Annotated in this window: 17 protein-coding genes; 7 read left to right on the top strand and 10 right to left on the bottom strand. The window is 77.0% G+C overall.

What is annotated here, in order from left to right; genetic code table 11:
• Positions 1-1,209 (bottom strand): NADP-dependent isocitrate dehydrogenase (locus tag ACRYR9_RS16615; RefSeq protein WP_432540201.1); only part of this gene is annotated, 1,209 nt, incomplete at its 3' end.
• A 176-nt stretch (positions 1,210-1,385) separates the two neighbouring features.
• Between ACRYR9_RS16615 and ACRYR9_RS16610 the strand changes: the two genes are divergently transcribed.
• The 4 genes from ACRYR9_RS16610 to ACRYR9_RS16595 are packed head-to-tail and all read left to right on the top strand — an operon-like array spanning position 1,386 to position 8,221.
• Complete coding sequence (locus ACRYR9_RS16610; protein WP_432496237.1) at positions 1,386-3,011, top strand: acyl-CoA carboxylase subunit beta; 1,626 nt, start codon at positions 1,386-1,388, stop codon at positions 3,009-3,011.
• Positions 3,008-3,295 (top strand): acyl-CoA carboxylase subunit epsilon, encoded by a 288-nt coding sequence (locus ACRYR9_RS16605; RefSeq protein ID WP_432496201.1) that lies wholly within the window; start codon positions 3,008-3,010, stop codon positions 3,293-3,295. The genes ACRYR9_RS16610 and ACRYR9_RS16605 overlap by 4 nt, the downstream gene beginning before the upstream one ends.
• Positions 3,296-3,302: 7 nt before the next feature.
• Complete coding sequence (locus ACRYR9_RS16600) at positions 3,303-4,565, top strand: metallophosphoesterase family protein (protein WP_432496204.1); 1,263 nt, start codon at positions 3,303-3,305, stop codon at positions 4,563-4,565.
• Positions 4,565-8,221 (top strand): AAA family ATPase, encoded by a 3,657-nt coding sequence (locus ACRYR9_RS16595; RefSeq protein WP_432496206.1) that lies wholly within the window; start codon positions 4,565-4,567, stop codon positions 8,219-8,221. The genes ACRYR9_RS16600 and ACRYR9_RS16595 overlap by 1 nt, the downstream gene beginning before the upstream one ends.
• Positions 8,222-8,240: 19 nt before the next feature.
• Here ACRYR9_RS16595 and ACRYR9_RS16590 read toward each other — a convergent pair whose 3' ends face one another.
• The 3 genes from ACRYR9_RS16590 to ACRYR9_RS16580 are packed head-to-tail and all read right to left on the bottom strand — an operon-like array spanning position 8,241 to position 11,466.
• Complete coding sequence (locus ACRYR9_RS16590) at positions 8,241-9,284, bottom strand: Gfo/Idh/MocA family protein (protein WP_432496209.1); 1,044 nt, start codon at positions 9,282-9,284, stop codon at positions 8,241-8,243.
• On the bottom strand, positions 9,281-10,279 hold the full coding sequence (locus ACRYR9_RS16585; protein WP_432496212.1) for a Gfo/Idh/MocA family protein: 999 nt from the start codon (positions 10,277-10,279) through the stop codon (positions 9,281-9,283). Before ACRYR9_RS16585 ends, ACRYR9_RS16590 begins: the two co-directional genes overlap by 4 nt.
• Positions 10,276-11,466 (bottom strand): phytanoyl-CoA dioxygenase family protein, encoded by a 1,191-nt coding sequence (locus ACRYR9_RS16580; protein ID WP_432496214.1) that lies wholly within the window; start codon positions 11,464-11,466, stop codon positions 10,276-10,278. Before ACRYR9_RS16580 ends, ACRYR9_RS16585 begins: the two co-directional genes overlap by 4 nt.
• Before the next feature lie 132 nt (positions 11,467-11,598).
• On the opposite strand from ACRYR9_RS16580, the gene ACRYR9_RS16575 reads away from it, so the two are divergent.
• Positions 11,599-12,627 carry a LacI family DNA-binding transcriptional regulator gene (locus ACRYR9_RS16575; RefSeq protein ID WP_432496217.1) on the top strand — a complete coding sequence of 343 codons (1,029 nt, stop codon included), beginning with the start codon at positions 11,599-11,601 and terminating at the stop codon, positions 12,625-12,627.
• A gap of 94 nt (positions 12,628-12,721) precedes the next feature.
• On the opposite strand, the gene idi is transcribed toward ACRYR9_RS16575, so the two are convergent.
• The 6 genes from idi to purN all read right to left on the bottom strand — a co-directional run bounded on the left by idi (position 12,722) and on the right by purN (position 16,930).
• Complete coding sequence (gene idi / locus ACRYR9_RS16570; RefSeq protein ID WP_432496219.1) at positions 12,722-13,276, bottom strand: isopentenyl-diphosphate Delta-isomerase; 555 nt, start codon at positions 13,274-13,276, stop codon at positions 12,722-12,724.
• Positions 13,277-13,360: 84 nt separating this feature from the next.
• Positions 13,361-13,675 (bottom strand): AzlD domain-containing protein, encoded by a 315-nt coding sequence (locus tag ACRYR9_RS16565; RefSeq protein WP_432496222.1) that lies wholly within the window; start codon positions 13,673-13,675, stop codon positions 13,361-13,363.
• Positions 13,672-14,367 carry an AzlC family ABC transporter permease gene (locus tag ACRYR9_RS16560; RefSeq protein ID WP_432496224.1) on the bottom strand — a complete coding sequence of 232 codons (696 nt, stop codon included), beginning with the start codon at positions 14,365-14,367 and terminating at the stop codon, positions 13,672-13,674. The genes ACRYR9_RS16565 and ACRYR9_RS16560 overlap by 4 nt, the downstream gene beginning before the upstream one ends.
• A gap of 31 nt (positions 14,368-14,398) precedes the next feature.
• Positions 14,399-14,683, bottom strand: coding sequence for a DUF3017 domain-containing protein (locus ACRYR9_RS16555; protein ID WP_432496226.1), 285 nt, complete (start codon positions 14,681-14,683; stop codon positions 14,399-14,401).
• A gap of 41 nt (positions 14,684-14,724) precedes the next feature.
• Entirely contained in the window at positions 14,725-16,314 is a 1,590-nt protein-coding gene (purH, locus tag ACRYR9_RS16550) for a bifunctional phosphoribosylaminoimidazolecarboxamide formyltransferase/IMP cyclohydrolase (protein WP_432496228.1), read from the bottom strand.
• A 37-nt stretch (positions 16,315-16,351) separates the two neighbouring features.
• Positions 16,352-16,930 carry a phosphoribosylglycinamide formyltransferase gene (purN, locus tag ACRYR9_RS16545; protein ID WP_432496230.1) on the bottom strand — a complete coding sequence of 193 codons (579 nt, stop codon included), beginning with the start codon at positions 16,928-16,930 and terminating at the stop codon, positions 16,352-16,354.
• Between the two features lie 139 nt (positions 16,931-17,069).
• Between purN and ACRYR9_RS16540 the strand changes: the two genes are divergently transcribed.
• Positions 17,070-18,023, top strand: a complete 954-nt coding sequence (locus ACRYR9_RS16540; protein WP_432496232.1) for a hypothetical protein — start codon at positions 17,070-17,072, stop codon at positions 18,021-18,023.
• An 83-nt stretch (positions 18,024-18,106) separates the two neighbouring features.
• Positions 18,107-18,526, top strand: a complete 420-nt coding sequence (locus ACRYR9_RS16535; protein ID WP_432496234.1) for a (deoxy)nucleoside triphosphate pyrophosphohydrolase — start codon at positions 18,107-18,109, stop codon at positions 18,524-18,526.
• Positions 18,527-18,714: the final 188 nt, after the last annotated feature.

Here is an 18,714-nt window from a genome sequence, read left to right as displayed (position 1 = left end):
GCAGCGCGGGCGCCAGCCCCCCCCCCGCCCCCCCCCCCCCCCCCCCCCCCCCCCCCCCCCCCCCCCCCCCCCCCCCCCCCGCGCCAGGTCCTTGGTCATCTTGCCGCTCTCGACGGTCTTGATGACGACGTCCTCGAGGGTCTCGGCGAAGCCGGTGACCTCCGGGGTGGAGTCCAGCTTGCCGCGGTGCGCCAGGCCCCGGGTCCACGCGTAGATCGAGGCGATCGGGTTGGTGGAGGTGGGCTTGCCCTGCTGGTGCTGGCGGTAGTGGCGGGTCACGGTGCCGTGCGCGGCCTCCGCCTCCACCACGGAGCCGTCCGGGGTGGTCAGCACCGACGTCATCAGGCCCAGCGAGCCGAAGCCCTGCGCGACGGTGTCGGACTGCACGTCACCGTCGTAGTTCTTGCAGGCCCACACGTAGCCGCCCTCCCACTTCAGGGACGCGGCGACCATGTCGTCGATGAGGCGGTGCTCGTAGGTGATGCCCGCCTCGGCGAACTTCTCCTTGAACTCCGTCTCGAACACCTCGGCGAAGATGTCCTTGAAGCGGCCGTCGTAGGCCTTCAGGATCGTGTTCTTCGTGGACAGGTACACCGGGTACCCCCGTGCCAGGCCGTAGTTGAGCGAGGCGCGGGCGAAGTCGTAGATGGAGCTGTCGAGGTTGTACATCGACAGCGACACGCCGGCGCCGGGCGCCTGGAAGACCTCGTGCTCGATGGGCTCGGAGCCGTCCTTGGGGGTGAAGGTCACCGTCAGGGTGCCCTCGCCGGGGAACTTGAAGTCGGTGGCGCGGTACTGGTCGCCGAAGGCGTGGCGGCCGACGATGATCGGCTTGGTCCAGCCCGGCACCAGGCGCGGCACGTTCGAGATGATGATCGGCTCGCGGAAGATCACGCCGCCGAGGATGTTGCGGATCGTCCCGTTGGGCGAGCGCCACATCTTCTTCAGGCCGAACTCCTCCACGCGCGCCTCGTCGGGCGTGATCGTGGCGCACTTCACGCCGACGCCGGCCTTCTGGATGGCGTGGGCGGCGTCGATCGTCACCTGGTCGTCGGTGGCGTCGCGGTGCTCCATGCCCAGGTCGAAGTACTGCAGGTCGACGTCCAGGTAGGGGTGGATCAGCCGGTCCTTGATGAACTGCCAGATGATCCTGGTCATCTCGTCGCCGTCGAGCTCGACGACCGGTCCCTGCACCTTGATCTTGGCCACGTGCGCTCTCCTCCTGAGAAGTGGGCCGGCCCGCTGCGGGACGGCTTCGTCTCGACTTCGTCTCGACGTCAAGCTACCGGGCCGCACCGGCCGCGGCGCCAGCACCCGTCGCGCGGTTCGGGCCGGGGGCCGCCGGGCGCGTACGCTGCCGCCCCGTGAGTGGTCTCGACGCGCCCGTGCACGACCCCGCCCCCACGGGCCCCGCGGACCCCGCGGCCCCGGACCCGCGCAGCACCGCCGGCAAGCTGGCCGAGCTGCACCGCCGCGCCGAGCAGGCGGTGGCCGCCGCCGAGGAGCGGGCCGCGGCCAAGCAGCACCCGCGCGGCAAGAAGACCGCCCGCGAGCGCGTCGCGGCGCTGGTGGACGAGGGCTCCTTCGTGGAGCTGGGCGGCATGGCGCGCTCGGGCGCCACCGCCTTCGGCATGGCGAGCAAGCACGTCGACGGCGACGGCGTGGTCACCGGCCACGCCACGGTGGACGGGCGCCCGGTGGCCGTGTACGCGCAGGACTTCACCGCCTTCGGCGGCTCCCTGGGCGAGGTGCACGGCGCGAAGATCGCCCACCTGCAGGAGTGGGCGGCCACGAACGGCTGCCCCGTCATCGGGATCAACGACGGCGGCGGCGCCCGCATCCAGGAGGGCGTGGCCTCCCTGGTGCAGTACGCGCGCATCTTCCGCCGCAACGTGCACGCCTCCGGCGTGGTGCCGCAGATCTCGCTGATCGCCGGGCCGTGCGCGGGCGGGGCGGTGTACTCCCCCGCCCTGACGGACTTCACCGTCATGGTCGAGGGCACCAGCCACATGTTCGTCACCGGCCCGGACGTCATCCGCACCGTCACCGGCGAGGACGTCGGCTTCGAGGAGCTCGGCGGCGGGCGCACCCACGCGACCCGCTCGGGGGTGGCGCACCACCTGGCCGAGGACGAGGACGAGGCGATCGGCTACGTGCGCGACCTGCTGTCCTTCCTGCCCAGCAACAACCTGTCCGAGCCGCCGGTGCTGCCTGCGGAGGACGCCCGCGGCCTGGAGCCGGACGAGATCGACCTGGCGCTGGACGCGATCGTGCCGGACTCGGCGAACCAGCCGTACGACATGGGCGCGGTGATCGCCGCCGTCGTGGACGACGGCGAGTTCCTGCAGGTGCACGAACTGTTCGCGCCCAACGTGCTCACCGGCTTCGGGCGGGTGGAGGGGCGCACGGTGGGGATCGTGGCCAACCAGCCCGCGCAGCTGGCCGGGACGCTGGACATCGACGCCTCGGAGAAGGCCGCGCGCTTCGTGCGCACCTGCGACGCGTTCAACGTGCCGGTGCTGACGCTGGTGGACGTGCCCGGCTTCCTGCCCGGGGTGGGTCAGGAGCACGGCGGGATCATCCGCCGCGGCGCGAAGCTGCTGCACGCCTACGCCGAGGCGACGGTGCCGCTGGTGACGATCATCACCCGCAAGGCCTACGGCGGCGCGTACATCGTCATGGGCTCCAAGGAGATGGGCGCCGACGTGTGCCTGGCGTGGCCCACCGCGCAGATCGCGGTCATGGGCGCGCAGGGCGCGGTGAACATCCTGCACCGCACCACCCTGAAGCGGACCGCCGAGGACGGCGGCGACGTCGAGGCGCACCGCGAGCAGCTGGTGACCGAGTACGAGGACGAGCTGGCCAACCCGTACGTGGCCGCCGAGCGCGGCTTCATCGACGCCGTCATCGCCCCGTCGCAGACCCGTGCGCACGTGGTCCGGGCGCTGCGGGCGCTGGCGGGCAAGCGCGCCTCGCTGCCGGCCAAGAAGCACGGGAACATCCCCCTGTGAGCGCGCAGCCGACCGACCCCACCCCCGGCCCGACCCCGCAGGACGCCGCCGCGGGCCTGCTGACGGCGCTGCGCATCGAGCGCGGGCACCCCGAGCCGGAGGAGCTGGCCGCGCTGACGGTGGTGCTCACCCGGCTGGCCGCGGCGCCCGCCGCACCCGCCGTGCCGCCGCCGCCGCTGCCGGCCTCGAGCTGGGCGGACCGCCGGCGCGCGCTGGGCCTGGACCCGGCACCGGGCCCGGGCGCCTGGCGGGCCAGCGCCCTGCCGCGGGGGACCGGGTGGTGACCGGCGGGTGAGCACCCCGGAGCCCCGCCCGCCCGGCGCGGTGCGGGTGGTGCACGCCGCCGACGTGCACCTGGACTCCCCGCTGCGCGGGCTGCGGCGCCTGGGCGACGACGCCGTCGCGCAGACCCTGCGGGTGGCGACGCGCGGTGCGCTGGAGCGGCTGGTCGCGCTGTGCGTGGACAGCGGCGCCGACGCCCTGGTGCTGGCCGGCGACCTGTACGACGGCACCTGGCACGACTACGCCACGGGGCGCTTCTTCACCCGGCAGGTGCAGCGGCTGGACGACGAGGGCGTCCGCGTCTTCCTCGTCTCCGGCAACCACGACGCGGAGAGCCAGATCACGCACTCGCTGACCCTGCCGGGCAACGTGCACCGCTTCTCCGTGGACGGCCCCGAGACGGTCGTGGACGAGCACCTCGGCCTGGCCGTGCACGGGCAGGGCTACCGCACGCGGGCGGTGTCCTCGAACCTGGCCGCCGGTTACCCGGGCCGGGTGCCGGGCGTGGCGAACGTCGGCCTGCTGCACGCCACGGTCGACGGCAGCCAGGGCGAGCACGAGCGGTACGCGCCGTGCTCGGTGGCCGACCTGACGGCGCTGGGCTACGAGTACGTCGCCCTGGGGCACGTGCACGCCCGCGAGGTGCTGGCCACCGGCGCCACCACGATCGCGTACTCCGGCAACCTGCAGGGCCGGCACCCGCGCGAGACGGGTGCCAAGGGCGCCCACGTCGTGGACCTCGTGCCCGGGCAGGAGGCGCGGGTGGCCTTCCACGCCCTGGACGTGGCCCGCTGGGAGTCGCTGGACGTGGACGTCACCGGGGCCGCCGACGTCGCCGAGGTCGCCGGTGCGCTGCACCGGGAGATGCTCGGCGCCCGGGAGGCGGCCGGGGACCGGCCCGTGGTGGTGCGCGCCCGGCTGCACGGGCCCACCGCGGCGGCCGGGGCCCTCGCCGACACCGAGCGGCTGCGCCAGGAGGCGGAGCAGGCCGCCGAGGCCGCCGGCGTGGTGCTGGAGAAGGTGGAGTCCCGGGCGCGCCCGCCGCGCGCCGGCGGCGGCGACGACCCCGAACTGCTGGAGTCGGTGCGCCGGGCGGCGCAGGCGATGGCGGGCGACCCGGCGCTGACGCAGCACGTGCGGGGCGTGCGCAACGACGTGGGCCGGATGCTGAAGGAGGCGGACCTGCTGGACCTGGGCGACCCGCGCGCGCTGCGCGCGCTGGCCGAGCGCGCCGCGGAGGACCTGGCCACCCGTCTGGCGGGGGGCCGCTGATGCTGCGGCACGTGCGCCTGGCGCCCTACGGCGCGTTCGAGGCGGCCGAGATCGCCCTGGGCCCGGGCCTGACGGTCGTGGTCGGGCCCAACGAGTCCGGCAAGTCCACGCTGCTGGCGGCGGTGGAGGACCTGCTGTTCGGGTTCGAGAAGAGCCCGCGGTACGCGTTCACGCACGCCCGCGCCCGGCTGCGGGTGCACGCCCGCTGGGACGACGGCGAGGGCGCGCGGGAACTGGTGCGCTCCTCGCGCGGCCTGCTGGCCGGTGACGGCGACGAGGCGGTGCCGGCGCCGTGGGCGCAGGACGGCTGGGACCGCACCGCGTGGGCGCAGCGCCTCGGCCTGGACCACGAGCGGCTGCGCGCGGGGGGCCGGCTGGTGCTGCGCGGCGACGGGGACCTCGCGGCGCTGGTGTTCACCGCCCACCACGGCAGCGGCGCGCAGGAGCTGCTGGAGTCGCTGGACGCGGAGGCGGACGGGCTGTGGCGCCCGCGCGGCAGGTCGGCGCTGAAGGACCACCTCGCCGCGGTGGAGGCGCTGGACGCCGAGCTGGCACGCACCGCCGTGCGCGCCGGGGAGGTCGAGTCGGCCCGCACCGCGCTGGAGGCCGCGCGGGAGGCCGCCGAGCGGGCCCTGGGGCGCTGGCGCCACGAGCGCGCGCAGCACGAGGCCGCCGAGCTGCGGGTGCGGCTGGCACCGCGGGTGCGGGCCGCGCTGCGCGAGCGGGCCCGCTCGGCGGAGCTGGCGGCGCAGCTGGCCGGTTCCGGCGGTGCGCTGGACGCGGCGGCCGTGGACGCGCACGCGGCGGCCGTGGCCGCCCGGGACGCCTCGGCGGCCGCGCTGGTGGCGCTGGAGCAGCGGGCGCAGCGGCTGGGCGACGACCGCGCGCGCTGCACCGTCGAGGAGGACGTCCTGGCCGCCGGCGAGGAGCTGGACGCGTTGCTGCACGCGCGCCAGGCCCGCGCCCAGGACGCGGACGAGGCCGTCGAGGCGCGACGCGCGGCGGCCGAGGCCCTGCGGCGGGCCCGCGCGGCGCTGGCGGAGCTCGGCCCGGTGCCCGAGGGCGCCCTGGAGGAGGTCGTGCCGGCCGTGCTGGCGCGGCTGCGGGTGCCCGCCGACCGCGCCGCGGACCTGTCGACGCGGGCGGCGGCGTGCGCGGACGCCGACGCGGAGCTGACCCGCGCGCGCGACGACCTGGCCGCCGCGCGCACCGCCGCGGCCCGCACCGCCGCCACCGTCGAGGTCGCGCAGGACGACGCGGCGCTGCTGCGCGAACTGGTCGGCGCGGCCGAGCGGGAGGGCTCCGCGCTGCGCGCGTGGCGGGCTGCGCTGGCCGAGCGGGACGCGCGCACCGCGGCGGCCCGCACCGCCGCCGTCGCCGCCGGTGCCGTGGACCCGGACGCTGCCGTCCTGGAGCAGCCCGCGCTGGACGACGCCCTCGTGCGGCAGCGGCACGAGGCGCTGCTGGCCGCCGGTGCGGAGCTGGAGCTGGCCACCGCCGGGCGCGAACGGTGCGAGCGCGCGGCCCGTGCTGCCGAGGCCGAGCTGGCCGAGGCGTCCTCCGGCGCCGGGGCCGCCGGCGAGGAGGAGCTGCACGCGGCGCGCGCCGCCCGTGACACCGCCCTGGAGCAGGTGCGGGCCGGCACCGCGCTGGAGCACGCCGCCGCCGACGCCCTCCTGGCGGCGGTCGCCCGCGCCGACGCCGCCGCCGACGCCCTGCTGGAGCACGCCGAGGCCGCCGCCCGGCTGCGCCAGCTGCGCCGCGAGGCCGAGCGCGCCGCCGCCGAGGAGAGCGCCGCGACCGCCGCCGAGCAGGCCGCCCACCGCGCCGCCGAGCGGGCCCGCGCCGCCCTGGACGAGCTGTTCACCGCCGCCGGGGTGCGGCCCTGCGCGCAGGACCCCTCCCCCGTGCTGGCCGCGCTGGCGCAGCTGGGTGCCGAGCGCGCCGCGGCCGCCGCCGCCGACGGGCGCGCGCGCGAGCTGCGCGCCGACGCCGACGCCCAGCTGGAGCGGCTGGCGGTGGTGCTGGAGCGCTGCGGGCGCGCCGGTGCCGCCGACGCCGGGCTGGAACCGGCGCTGGAGACGGCCCGGGCGGTGCTCGCCGCCGCGGCCGCCGCCGCCGAGGAGCGGGCCCGCAGCGCCGAGCGCGAGCGCACCGCGCAGGAGGCCGCCGAGCGGTGCGCCCGCCGGGCGGAGGAGGCCGAGCGGGCCGCGCAGGCCTTCGCCGCGGCGGCGACCGCCGCCGGGCTGCCGGACGGGCTGGGGCCGCAGGGCTGGGCGGCTCGCGCGCGGGCCCTGCAGGTGGCGGTGGAGCACGCCGACGCGGCGGCGGCGGAGCTGGCTCGCGCGACCGCGCGCGAGGAGCGCGCCGGGGCGTTCGCCGCGGCCGTCGCGGACGTCGCCGCCCGCCTGGGCGCCGCGTGCGAGGCCGGGCGGGCGGAGTCGGTGGGCGCGGCGCTGACGGAGCTGGCCGAGCGGCTGCGCACCAGCCGGGCCGACGCGGGCACCGCCGCCGCCCTGGAGCGGCAGCTGGCCGAGGTGGCCGACGAGCGCGCCCGCGAGCAGGCCCGCCACGGCGCCGCGGACGCGGAGCTGGCGGCGCTGCGCAGCACCGGCGAGGAGCTGCCCGCCCTGGCTGAGCGGGCCGCGCGCAGCGCCGGGCTGCTGGCCGCGCACGCCGCGGAGCAGGCCGAGCTGGCGGCCCTGGCCGCCGAGGTGGGTGACCGGGACGCCGTGGCGCGCCTGCTGGCGGAGGTGGGCTCGCGCACCGACGCGGACCTGCGCACGGACGCCGAGCAGCTGGGCGCCGCCGCCGAGGCGGCGCACGAGGCGTGGGCACAGGCGCGCGAGGCGGTGGGCCGCGCGGAGACGGAGCTGGAGCGCCTGACCAGCGGCGCGGACGCCAACGTGCTGGCGGCGCGGCGCGCGGAGGCGCTCGCGGAGCTGCACGCCGCCACGGAGCGGTACGTGCAGGTGGACCTGCAGCGCACGGTGCTGCGCCGGCAGCTGGAGGAGTTCTCCGCGGCGCGGGAGAACCCGCTGCTCATCGACGCCGGTCGCGTGCTGTCCGTGCTGACGGCGGGGCGCTGGACGGCCCTGAGCGCCGTCGACGACGGCGGCAGCCGGCACCTGGCGGTGCGCCGCGGCGACGGGGAGGTCCTGGAGGGCGTGGACGGGCTGTCCGAGGGCACCGCGGACCAGGTGTTCCTGGCGCTGCGGCTGGCGGCGATCGCCGCCGAGCACCGCCGCCTCGTGCAGGCCGGGCGGGGCCCGCTGCCCGTGGTGCTCGACGACGTGCTGATGACGTTCGACGAGTCCCGCACGGGTGCCGCGCTGGCGGCGCTGGCGGAGCTGGCCCGCGAGGTGCAGGTGGTGCTGCTGACCCACCACGCGGACGTCGCCGAGCGGGCGGCGGGCCTGGTCGGCGACGGTCACGACGTGACGGTGACGCGGCTGCCCGCTCCCCCGGCGGCCGCGGACCTGGCCGCCGGGGGCGCGGGCGGTGCGGCCCGCCCGGCGAGGCCGTCACGACCGTCCGGCGCCGATCCGCAGCTGGTGCGGGCGTGGGCGCGCGGGCAGGGGCTGCCGGTCGCCGACCGCGGGCGGGTCAGCGAGCAGCTGGTGCTGGACTACCTCGCCGCCCACGACCTGTCCTGACCGACCCCGGGGCGGGCGTTCACCCCGCCCCGGCCGCCGCGTAGGAGACCCCGAGCCGGGCGGCGACCTCGTCGAGGGCGCGGATCCCCGCCACGACGTCGGCGGCGGGGCGCAGCGGCGTGCCGGTGCGGCCCGCCCCGATGCACGCGGCGACCTCGGTGGCCTGGTGGTGCAGGCCGCCGTGGTCGTGGGGTTCGGGATCGCTCCAGCGGTCCAGCAGGGTGCCGTCGGCGGCGAGCAGCTCGACGTCGCCGGGGGTGAAGAACCGCCCGGGCAGCACCAGGGTCGCCTCCGTCCCGGCGATCACGGCCGTGCAGGGGGTGACGCTGAACAGGGTGGTGTGCAGCACCGACTGCCGGCCGCCGGCGTGCGCGAGCAGCGCGGAGGCCTGGCCGTTGACGCCCGTGGGGGCGTCCTGGCCGGAGGCGTGCACCGCTTCGGCCGGTCCCAGCGCCCACGTCGCGACCGCGGTGAGGTAGCTGCCCAGGTCGAGGAGGGTGCCGCCGGCCAGGGCGGGGTCGAGGATGCGGTGGCCGGGCTCGAAGTGCTCGCCGTGGTCGGCGATCACGGTGCGCACGTCACCCAGCAGAGCGCGGTCGAGGACCTGGCGGACCACGTCGAAGCGCGGCAGGTACAGCGTCCACATCGCCTCGGCGCAGAACACCCCGCGCGCGGCGGCCGCCGCGGACACCTCCGCCGCCTGGGCGGCATCGAGGCCGAGGGGTTTCTCCACCAGGACGTGCTTGCCGGCCTCGATCGCCAGCAGCGCCAGGTCGCGGTGCGTGTGGTGCGGGGTGGCGATGTGGGCGACGTCCACGGACGGGTCGGCCAGCAGCGCCTCGTAGGAGCCGTGGGCGACCTCGACGCCGGTCGCGTCGGCGAACCGGCGCGCCGAGGCCTGCCCGCGCGAGCCGACCGCGACGACGCGCTGGTCCGTGGAGGCGGCCAGCGCCGCGGTGAACCGCTGTGCGATCCACCCGGTGCCCAGCACGCCCCACCGCAGCGCCGGCACGGCCTCCCGCCGCGGGCGCGGCGCGGGCAGGCGCAGGTCGGCGGCGTTCACCGCTGCACCGCCTCGGGGCGTCCGGAGCGCATCGAGGCGATCGCCGCGACGGCGACCCGCTGGGCGGCCACGCCGTCGGCGGCGCTCGCCAGGGCGGGGTCCACCGGCCCGCCGCGGGCGGCGTCCACCCACGCCTGCAGCTGCAGGCGGTAGGCGTCGGCGAACCTGGGGCGCCAGTCGGGGTCGTGCGCGCGCTCGTGCCGCAGGTCGCGGTCCACTTCCAGGCGGGCGGGCACCGGCAGCGTGGCGGTCCCCCCGGTGCCGACGACCTCGCAGCGCACGTCGTAGCCGTAGCGGGCGGCCAGGAACACCTCCACTGTGGTCAGGGCGCCGTCGGCGGTGCGCAGCAGCAGCACCTGCGGGTCCACGAGCGCCGGCTCCCCCGCCGTCGCGGCGGCGGGCGCGTGCCAGGACACCTCCACGGCCTCGCTGCCCAGCAGCCACGGCACGACGTCGAGGTCGTGGATCGCCGAACCCGTCACCGAGGACTCCGACGTGGCGCCCGGCCCGGGGGCGACGCCGCGGCTGACGTGGTGCACGAGCACGGGCCGGCCCAGCTGCCCGGCGCGCAGGGCCCGCGCCAGCGCGACGTAGCCGGGGTCGAAGCGGCGCATCAACCCCACCGCGAACAGCGGCGCACCGGGCGCCGCCGCGGCGGCGGCCACCTCCAGGGCGCCGTCGAGCGTGGGAGCGAGGGGTTTCTCGCACAGCACGGGTCTGCCGGCGGACAGCGCGGCGGTGGCGAGCTCGGGGTGGGTGGCGTCGGGCGAGGCGATGACGACGGCGTCCACGTCGCCGGCGGCGAGGAGTTCGCGCGGGTCGGCGAGCACGCGCGCACCCCCGGCGTCCGCGGCCGCGGCGGCGGCGCGCGCGGTGTCGGGGTCGGCGACGGCGGTGACGACGGCCCCGCTGACGAACCGGTGCAGCGTGCGGGCGTGGTCGGCGCCCATGACCCCGGCACCGGCCACGCCCACCCGCAGGAGGTCGTGCTTCACGCGCGCGCCTCGCGGCGGCGGGCGGCGTGCTCGCGCAGCCGGGCGACGGCGTCGGCGGGAGCGGCGTCCTCGCGCAGGCAGTCGCGCAGCACCTCCGCCTGCGAGGGCGGGTTGATGCGCCCGACGGGCTGGTCCAGGTCCAGGTCGGTGGGGAACGGGTACCCCTCGGCGGACGCGGCGATCACGTTGTCCAGCACCGCGTCCGGGACGCCGGCGGCGCGGCGGGCGCGCAGCTCCGGGTACAGCGCCTCGCACACCGCCAGGCGGTCCACGACCTCCAGGGAACGGCCGAACGCGGAGGAGACCTGCAGCAGGTTCGCCATGCGCTTGACGTCCGCGGACACGTTGGACCCGGCGCAGTGGAACAGCGCGGGGTTGAAGAACACCGCGTCGCCCTTGCGCAGCGGCAGCTGCACGTGGTGCTCGTCGAAGTAGGCGCGGAACTCCGGCAGCACCACCGCCAGGTAACCGGGTTCGTACTTCTGCGAGTGCGGCAGGTACATCGTCGGCCCGGACTCCACGGGCATGTCGACGTGCGCCACCGCGCCCTGCAGCGTCATCACCGGCGAGAGGCGGTGCACGTGGGCGGGGAACCGCTCGGCGGTCTCCAGGGGCATGAACCCCAGGTGGTAGTCGCGGTGCGGGGTCTGCGCGGTGCCGCCGGGGTTGACGACGTTGAGGTCGGAGATGACCTGGTACTGCGGGCCCAGCCAGGCCGTGGAGACGAGGTCGACGACGTCGGTGGCGAAGTAGTCGCAGAACACCTCCGGGTCGCGGCGGGCGAGCTTCTCCAACGCTCCCCACACGCGGTCGTTCGCGCCGGGCTTGGCGAAGTGGTCGCCGCCGGTGACGCCGGAGGCGTGCTGCTCGTCGATCATCCGCTGGTAGGCCGCGGTGGCGCGGTCGACCACGGCCTCCTCGAAGGCCCCGGAGAACACCGCGATGCCGGCACCGTCGGCGAGGACGCGGGCGATCTCGTCCTGCGCCTCCCGCCGGGCCGCCTCGCCGCCGCCGGCGAGGTGGGCGCGCAGCCGCTCGCCGTAGACGGGCACGCCGCGCTCGACGCTGTCGGCCAGGGGCACCTCGTCCGGGTCGGTGCCGGCCTCGACGAGGCGGCGGAACTCCTCCAGGTCGCAGTCCTCACGGGTCAGCCACGTGGAGGGGCGGCGGGTGGTCGGTGCGGTCACGGGGAACCTCCTCGGCTCGGCGGCCGGTGCGGCCGGTGGCCTCTCGCCGGTGAGGGCCACGCCTGCGACGCTACGGCGCGCACCGGCGCGGCGGGCCTTGCCGATCCGTCATTTTCCCACCATCCTCGCGCCGTGCCCCGCACCTTCCGCGTCCGCGACATCGCCTGGCAGGCGGGGGTGTCGGAGACCACCGTGGACCGCGTCCTCAACGGCCGCCCGGGGGTGCGCGCCACCACCGTCGACGAGGTGCACCGGGCGATCGCGGACCTGGAGCGGCAGCGCACGCAGGTGCGCCTGACGGGGCGCACGTTCGTCGTGGACGTCGTCGTGGACGCCCCCGAGCGGTTCACCTCCGCGGTGCGCGACGCGCTGGAACGGACCCTGCCGGTGCTGCGCCCGGCCGTGCTGCGCTGCCGGTTCGACTTCTCCGACGAGGCGCCCGCGGGACAGGTCGCGCAGCGGCTGCTGCGCGCGGCGCGGCGCGGCTCGCACGGCGTGGTGCTCAAGGCCCCCGAGGACCCGGAGGTGGTGGCGGCGGTGGACCGCCTGCGCGAGCGCGGAGTGCCGGTCGTCACGCTCGTCACCGACCTGCCGGGCAGCGCGCGCGTCGCCTACGTGGGCATCGACAACCGGGCGGCCGGCGCGACCGCGGCGTACCTGGTGGGCCGCTGGGGCGGGCCGGGCGCGGGCACCGTGCTGGTGGCGCGGGGCCGCTCCACGTTCGAGGGGGAGGACGCGCGGTTCGAGGGGTTCCTGCGCACCCTGGGCGAGCACTCCCCGCGGATCACCGTGCGGGAAGCCGCCGACGGGGCACCGCTGGCGGAACTGGTGCGCGCGGCGCTGCGCGAGGACCCGGGCGTGGACGCCGTCTACTCGATGTACGCCTCGGGCAGCTCGGCGGGCGTTCGGGAGGCGTTCGCGGAGGCGGGGCGGACGTGCCGGCTGTTCGTCGGGCACGACCTGCACCCCGAGCACGAGCACCTGCTGCGCACCGGGGAGCTGGACGTGGTGCTGCACCACGACCTGGCCGGTGACCTGCGCCGGGCCTGCCACGCGCTGCTGCAGGCGCGCGGGGAACTGCCCGGCGCCCCGCACTCGTGGCCGTCGTCGGTGCAGGTCGTCACGCCGTTCAACCCGCCGCTGCCCCTGCCCGCCCCCTGATCCCCCCTCTCGCGCGGAAACCATGGTTTCCGCCCCGGCAGGCGTCCCTCAGAGGGCGGAAACCATGGTTTCCGCCGGGAGGGGGAAGGAGGGGTCAGCGCAGGGAGGTGGGGAGCTGCGGCAGCTGCAGCAGGAGCCAGGGGCTGAACGGCGAGGGGTCGCGCTCCACCTCAGCGCGCAGCTCGTCCAGCCCCACCCACCGCCACTCCCCCACCTCGGCGGGGTCGGGCGCCAGGTCCGCGGTGAGGCGGGCCGTGAAGACCGGGCACACCTCGTTCTCCACCGTGCCGTCGGCCATCTCCGCGCGGTACCGGAACCGCGGCAGCACCAGTTCCACGCCCGTCACCGAGGTGCCCAGCTCGTCGGCGGCGCGGCGGTGAACGGCGTCGGCGGGCTCCTCGCCCGGGCCCGGGTGGCCGCAGAAGGAGTTCGTCCACACCCCCGGCCAGGTGCGCTTGACCTCGGCGCGGCGGGTCAGCAGCGTGCGCCCGGCGCCGTCCAGGACCCAGCACGAGAAAGCCAGGTGCAGGGGCGTGGCGGCGTGGTGGACGCTCGCCTTGGGGGCCGTGCCGCACGGGGCGCCGTCCTCGGTGAGCAGGACGACGAGCTCGGTGCTCCGGGCGGTGGCGCAGGTGGTGGGAGCGGTCACCGGAGCACCGTACGCGCCCGGCGGGGGCCGTGCCCGGTCGCGGCCGGGGCGTGGCGGGCCGTCCCGCGGGGGCCGGCTCTGCCCTCACCCCCAGCCGGTCAGGGCCCGCACCCCCGCCGCCGCGGCGGCCGCCAGCACGATGACGAGCAGGAACGGCGCCCGCAGCGCCAGGGCGAGCGCCGCGACGCCCAGGCCCACCAGGCGAGCGTCCGCGACGAGGCGGTCGCCGTCGCTCGCGGTCTGCACCACGACGAGGGCCGCGAGCAGCGCCGCCGGCAGCAGCGCGCCCACCCGCCGGGCGCGGGGGCGCTCCAGCAGCCGGGCCGGCACCAGGTGCCCGGCGAGCTTGAGCGCGTAGGCGACCGCGCCCGCGGCCAGGACCGCGACCCAGGTGCTCACGCGCCCTCCCCCGCCCGCTCGCGGCGCAGCCCGGCGAGCAGGGCCACCAGCGCCGCCGCGACGACCGGCAACCCCACCGGCACCACCGGCACGAGCAGCAGCGCGACCAGGGCGGCGACCGCCGCCACCGCGGCCGCCTCCCGCTGCCGCAGCCGCGGCCACAGCAGCGCCAGGAACGCCGCCGCGGCGGCCGCGTCCAGGCCGTAGCGTCGCGGGTCGCCCAGCGCGTCGCCGAGCAGCGCCCCCAGCAGGGTCGCGAGGTTCCAGCCGACGAACACGGTCGCGCCGGTCACCCAGAAACCGGTGCGGCGGGCGGGGTCGGTGCCCTGGGCGACGCCGACGGCGGTGGACTCGTCGATGGTCCAGTGCGCCGCGAGGAGCCGGCGCGCGCCGCGGGCCCGCAGGAAACCGGTGACCTGCAGCCCGTACAGGGCGTTGCGCACCCCCAGCAGCGACGAGGCCGCCACCGCGGCGGCCACGCTGCCGCCGCCGCCGAGGACGCCGACGAGGGCGAACTGGGAACCACCGCTGAAGATCAGCAGCGACGTGGCGCACGCCTGCAGCACGCTCAGGCCGTTGGCGACGGCGAGCGCGCCGAGGCTGACGCCGTACAGGGCGGTGGCCACGCCCACCGACAGCGCCTGCCGGCGGGCGGTGCGCACGGGGTCCGGGGCGGGTCGCTGGGGTTCCACGTCCGGTAGCTCTACCAGAGCACCGCTGTGGTCAGGCCGGCGGCAGCGACAGCGTCAGCGCCGTGCACGTCGCGGCCAGCACGAGCAGCACGGTGGTGTCCACGGCGCGCGAGCGCACCGCGAGGGCGCCGGCGACCCGCACCGGCAGCACCAGGCGCAGGACGGCGGCGACGGCGAGGTCGGCGCCCAGGAGGAGGCCACCGGCGACGGGACCGGTCACGACGGTGAGCAGCAGCGCGAGCAGCGCCCCGGCCACGAGGGCGCCGAGGACCGCGCCGCCCGGCGGCGGCACGCGCTGCGGGGTCCCGGCCGGCACGGGGAGCACGCTACCGACCGGGACCGTCCGCACCGGGGACGTCAGTGCGCGAAGTGGCGGGCACCGGTGAAGTACATCGTCACGCCGGCGGCGCGGGCCGCGGCGACGACCTCCTCGTCGCGGATGGAACCACCGGGCTGCACGATCGCGCGGACACCGGCGTCCAGGAGGATCTGCGCGCCGTCCGCGAACGGGAAGAACGCGTCGGAGGCGGCCACGGCGCCGCGGGCGCGCTCGGCGCCGGCGCGCTCGACGGCCAGGCGGCAGGAGTCCACCCGGTTGACCTGGCCCATGCCGACGCCCACGGAGGCGCCGTCCTTCGCCAGGAGGATCGCGTTGGAGCGCACCGCCCGCACCGCCCGCCAGGCGAACTCCAGGTCGGCCAGGGTCTGCGCGTCGGCGGCGTCGCCCGCGGCGAGGGTCCAGCCCGCCGGGTCGTCGCCGTCGGCGTCGATGCGGTCCAGGTCCTGCACGAGCACGCCGCCGGAGACGGGGCGCCACTCGCGCGGGTTGCGGCCGTGCCCCTCGGGCAGCTGCAGCAGCCGGACGTTCTTCTTGCGCTGCAGCACCTCCAGGGCGTCCGGCTCGAACCCGGGGGCGATGACGACCTCGGTGAAGACGTCGGCGACCTGCGCGGCCATCGCGGCGGTGACGACGCGGTTGGCGGCGATGACGCCGCCGTACGCGGAGACGGGGTCGCAGGCGTGGGCCTTGGCGTGGGCGTCGGCGACGTCGGTGCCCGTGGCGATGCCGCACGGGTTGGCGTGCTTGATGACGGCCACGGCGGGGGCGGTGAAGTCGAACGCGGCGCGCAGGGCGGCGTCGGCGTCGACGTAGTTGTTGTACGACATGGCCTTGCCGTGCAGCTGCACGGCCTGCGCGATGCCGGGCTGCGCGGCGGGGTCGGCGTACACCGCGGCGCGCTGGTGCGGGTTCTCGCCGTAGCGCAGCACCGAGGTGCGCTCCAGCGCGGCGCCGTCCACCGCGGGCCAGCCCTCGTCGGACTCGTCGAGGGTCTGCGCGGCGAACCAGCCGGCCACGGCGGTGTCGTAGGAGGCGGTGTGCGCGAACGCCTCCGCGGCCAGGCGGCGGCGCTGCGCGAGGGTGAACCCGCCGGCGGCCACGGCGTCCAGGGCCTCGCCGTAGCGGGCGGGGTCGGTCACGACGGCGACGCTGGGGTGGTTCTTCGCGGCGGCGCGCACCATGGAGGGACCGCCGATGTCGATCTGCTCCACGACGTCGTCGAACCCGGCGCCGGAGGCCACGGTCTCGCGGAACGGGTAGAGGTTGACCACGACCAGGTCGAACGGCTCCACGCCGAGGTCGGCGAGCTGCTGGACGTGCTCGGGCAGGCGGCGGTCGGCGAGGATCCCGGCGTGCACGCGCGGGTGCAGCGTCTTGACCCGCCCGTCCAGGCACTCCGGGAAACCGGTCAGCTCCTCCACCGGCGTCACCGGCACCCCGGCGGCGGCGATGCGCGAGGCGGTGGAACCGGTGGAGACGATCGAGACGCCCGCGGCGTGCAGGCCGGTGGCGAGCTCCTCCAGGCCCGACTTGTCGTAGACGCTGACGAGGGCGCGCCGCACGGGGTGGCGCTGCGCGGTCTGCTCGGCGGTGGGGTTCTCGGCCATCGGCTCGCGGGGTCCTCTCGGGGTGGGCGGTGGCGGGTCAGCGGGGGGTGGGCAGCTCGCCGCGGGCGAGCCGGGCCACGACGTCGACGAGCAGGGCCCGCTCGACGTCCTTGATGCGCTCGTGCAGGCTCTCCTCGTCGTCGCCGTCGAGGACGCGCACGGCCGCCTGGTCGAGGATCGGGCCGGTGTCCACCCCGGCGTCGACCAGGTGCACGGTGCAGCCGGTGACCTTCACGCCGCGGGCGAGGGCGTCGCGCACGCCGTGGGCGCCGGGGAAGGACGGCAGCAGCGCGGGGTGGGTGTTCACCAGGCGCCCGCCGAAGGCCTCCAGCAGCGGGGCGCCGACGATGCGCATGAACCCGGCCAGCACCACGAGGTCGGGCTCGTGCGCGGCGACGGCGGCGGCCAGGGCCGCGTCCCAGGCGGCGCGGTCGGGGTGCTCGCCCGGCGGGACGGTGAAGGCGGCCGCGCCGGCGGCCCGGGCCCGGTCCAGGGCGGCGGCGCCGGGCTTGTCCGAGCCGACGGCCACGACGGTGAAGGCGTCGTCGCGGGCGTCCAGGAGCGCCTGCAGGGTGGAACCGGACCCGGAGGCGAGGACGACGACGCGTGCTGGCACGTGGGCAGACGATAGCCGCCGCGGCGGTCCTCCCGGGACGTGCGGGGTCGCCGGCCCCGGTCTCGTGCTGCACGCCTCGGGAGGCTTCGCAGACGTGCCGATCTGCAGGTGCTGGTCCAGCCCGTGCCACGATCCCGGGATGCCCTCCGGTCCGTACCGGCCCACGGTGATCTCCATCGCCCCTGAGTACGTCGAGGACGCCTACGCCTGGGACCACTCACCTGGCGAAGCCGGCGGCCTGGGCCCCTCCGTCCTGGCTGACCTGGGCGCCGGCACGGACCTGCTCGCCCGCCTGCACGACTGGAACGCCACCTGCGCCCAGCGGGCCGCGACCGGCTTCCAGTGGCGCACCGCTCAGAGCCGGGCGGACCGGGAGGACGAAGGGCTGCAGCTGGCCCTGGAGCTGCAGCGCCAGCTGCCGGACCTCGAGGTGCACTACGGAGCCCCGGACCCCTCGCGCCCGTCCCTGCGCCAGCAGCTCGGCCTGCCGCCGCTGCCGACCGTTGCGAGGTCGGCCGACGACAAGCACAGGACCGGCGTCTACGCCTGCGCCCCGTCGAGCGGTGCCACCCACCGCCCACACGACCCCAGCGCGGCTCCGCCTGAGCAGTCCACGGGGGCACCGCTGCGCCAGGACACCCATCCGGTCATCCCGCGGCCGGCGATCCAGGCGGGTTCCACGCGTGGCATCGAGAAGCCGGTGAGTACCCGCCGGTGGCCTCGTGGTCTCGGACCGGTGATGAGAGCAGCCGGACGGAGCACGCTGCACGCTCCACCACCTCACGTCCTCTTCGGAACCCTGGCGCGCCCCGGCCAGGACTCGAACCGTGCCTGGTTGCGCCTGCACCCCGACGAGCAGCAGCCGCAGGTCGTCGCGGCCGAGGAACCGACCTCACTCACCTGGTCGTCGTTGTGGCCGGAGCTGCCGACGGCACGCATCCGCCTCGAGTTGTCCGGCGAGGCTGGAGGAGGCCGGCTCACCTGGACGCTGCTGCTTCAGGACCCCCTCGCCAACGCCGGCGAGGTGCGCCGACTGCGGTACCGCATCAACCAGCTCGTCAACGGCGACCTGCGAGACCGGTTCGACGACTGAGGACGCCCGCTCGGTCGTGGCGCGTTGAGTGCGCAGTCGCGGCCCCGCACGGCGCAGTCGTGGTGGTCTGCTTGGCTTCACCGGTGCACACGGTCGTCGCCGGCATCCTCGTCCAAGACAACCGCGTGCTCCTGGCCCTGCGCAGCGCACAGCGCCGCGCCTACCCCGCCACGTGGGCCCTGCCCGGCGGGCACGTCGAGCCGGGCGAGTCCGAGACCCAGGCCCTGCGCCGGGAGCTGCACGAAGAACTCGGCATCGACGTCCTCGACCGCGAGGACGAGCCCACCTCCCGGCTGCACCTCACCCACGGCGCACCCGACGCCCAGCTGCACCTGAGCACCTGGCGGGTGCGGACCTGGAGCGGGCAGCCCAGCAACCAGTGCCTGGACGAGCACGACCGCATCGCCTGGTTCCGGGCCGACCAGCTCGATCAACTGCCCTGGGCGCACCCTGAGCACCGGCAGCTGCTGCACGACATGCTCAGGCCTCCAGGTGTTCGGTGATGGCAGACAGGGCCCCACACGACTTCGCGGTCATCCCGCAGACATCGCGCGGTCATGACGATGTCGTGACGCCCCCTCCCGGGGGGGGGGGGGGGGGGGGGGGGGGGGGGGGGGGGGGGGGGGGGGGGGGGGGGGGGGGGGGGGGGGGGGGGGGGGGGGGGGGGGGGGGGCGGGGGGGGCGGGGGGGG

It is taken from the genome of Kineococcus auxinigenes (assembly GCF_050871525.1).
Classification (GTDB): Bacteria; Actinomycetota; Actinomycetes; order Actinomycetales; family Kineococcaceae; genus Kineococcus.
The sequence above is the reverse complement of the archived record's forward strand: the minus strand, read 5'-3'. Positions and strand labels throughout refer to the sequence as shown.

Bases quoted from the DNA above. Each gene is read 5' to 3' on its own strand.
- ACRYR9_RS16595 (WP_432496206.1), top strand. From the start codon at position 4,565: ATGCTGCGGCACGTGCGCCTGGCGCCCTACGGCGCGTTCGAGGCGGCC.
- ACRYR9_RS16540 (WP_432496232.1), top strand. From the start codon at position 17,070: ATGCCCTCCGGTCCGTACCGGCCCACGGTGATCTCCATCGCCCCTGAG.
- purH (WP_432496228.1), bottom strand. From the start codon at position 16,314: ATGGCCGAGAACCCCACCGCCGAGCAGACCGCGCAGCGCCACCCCGTG.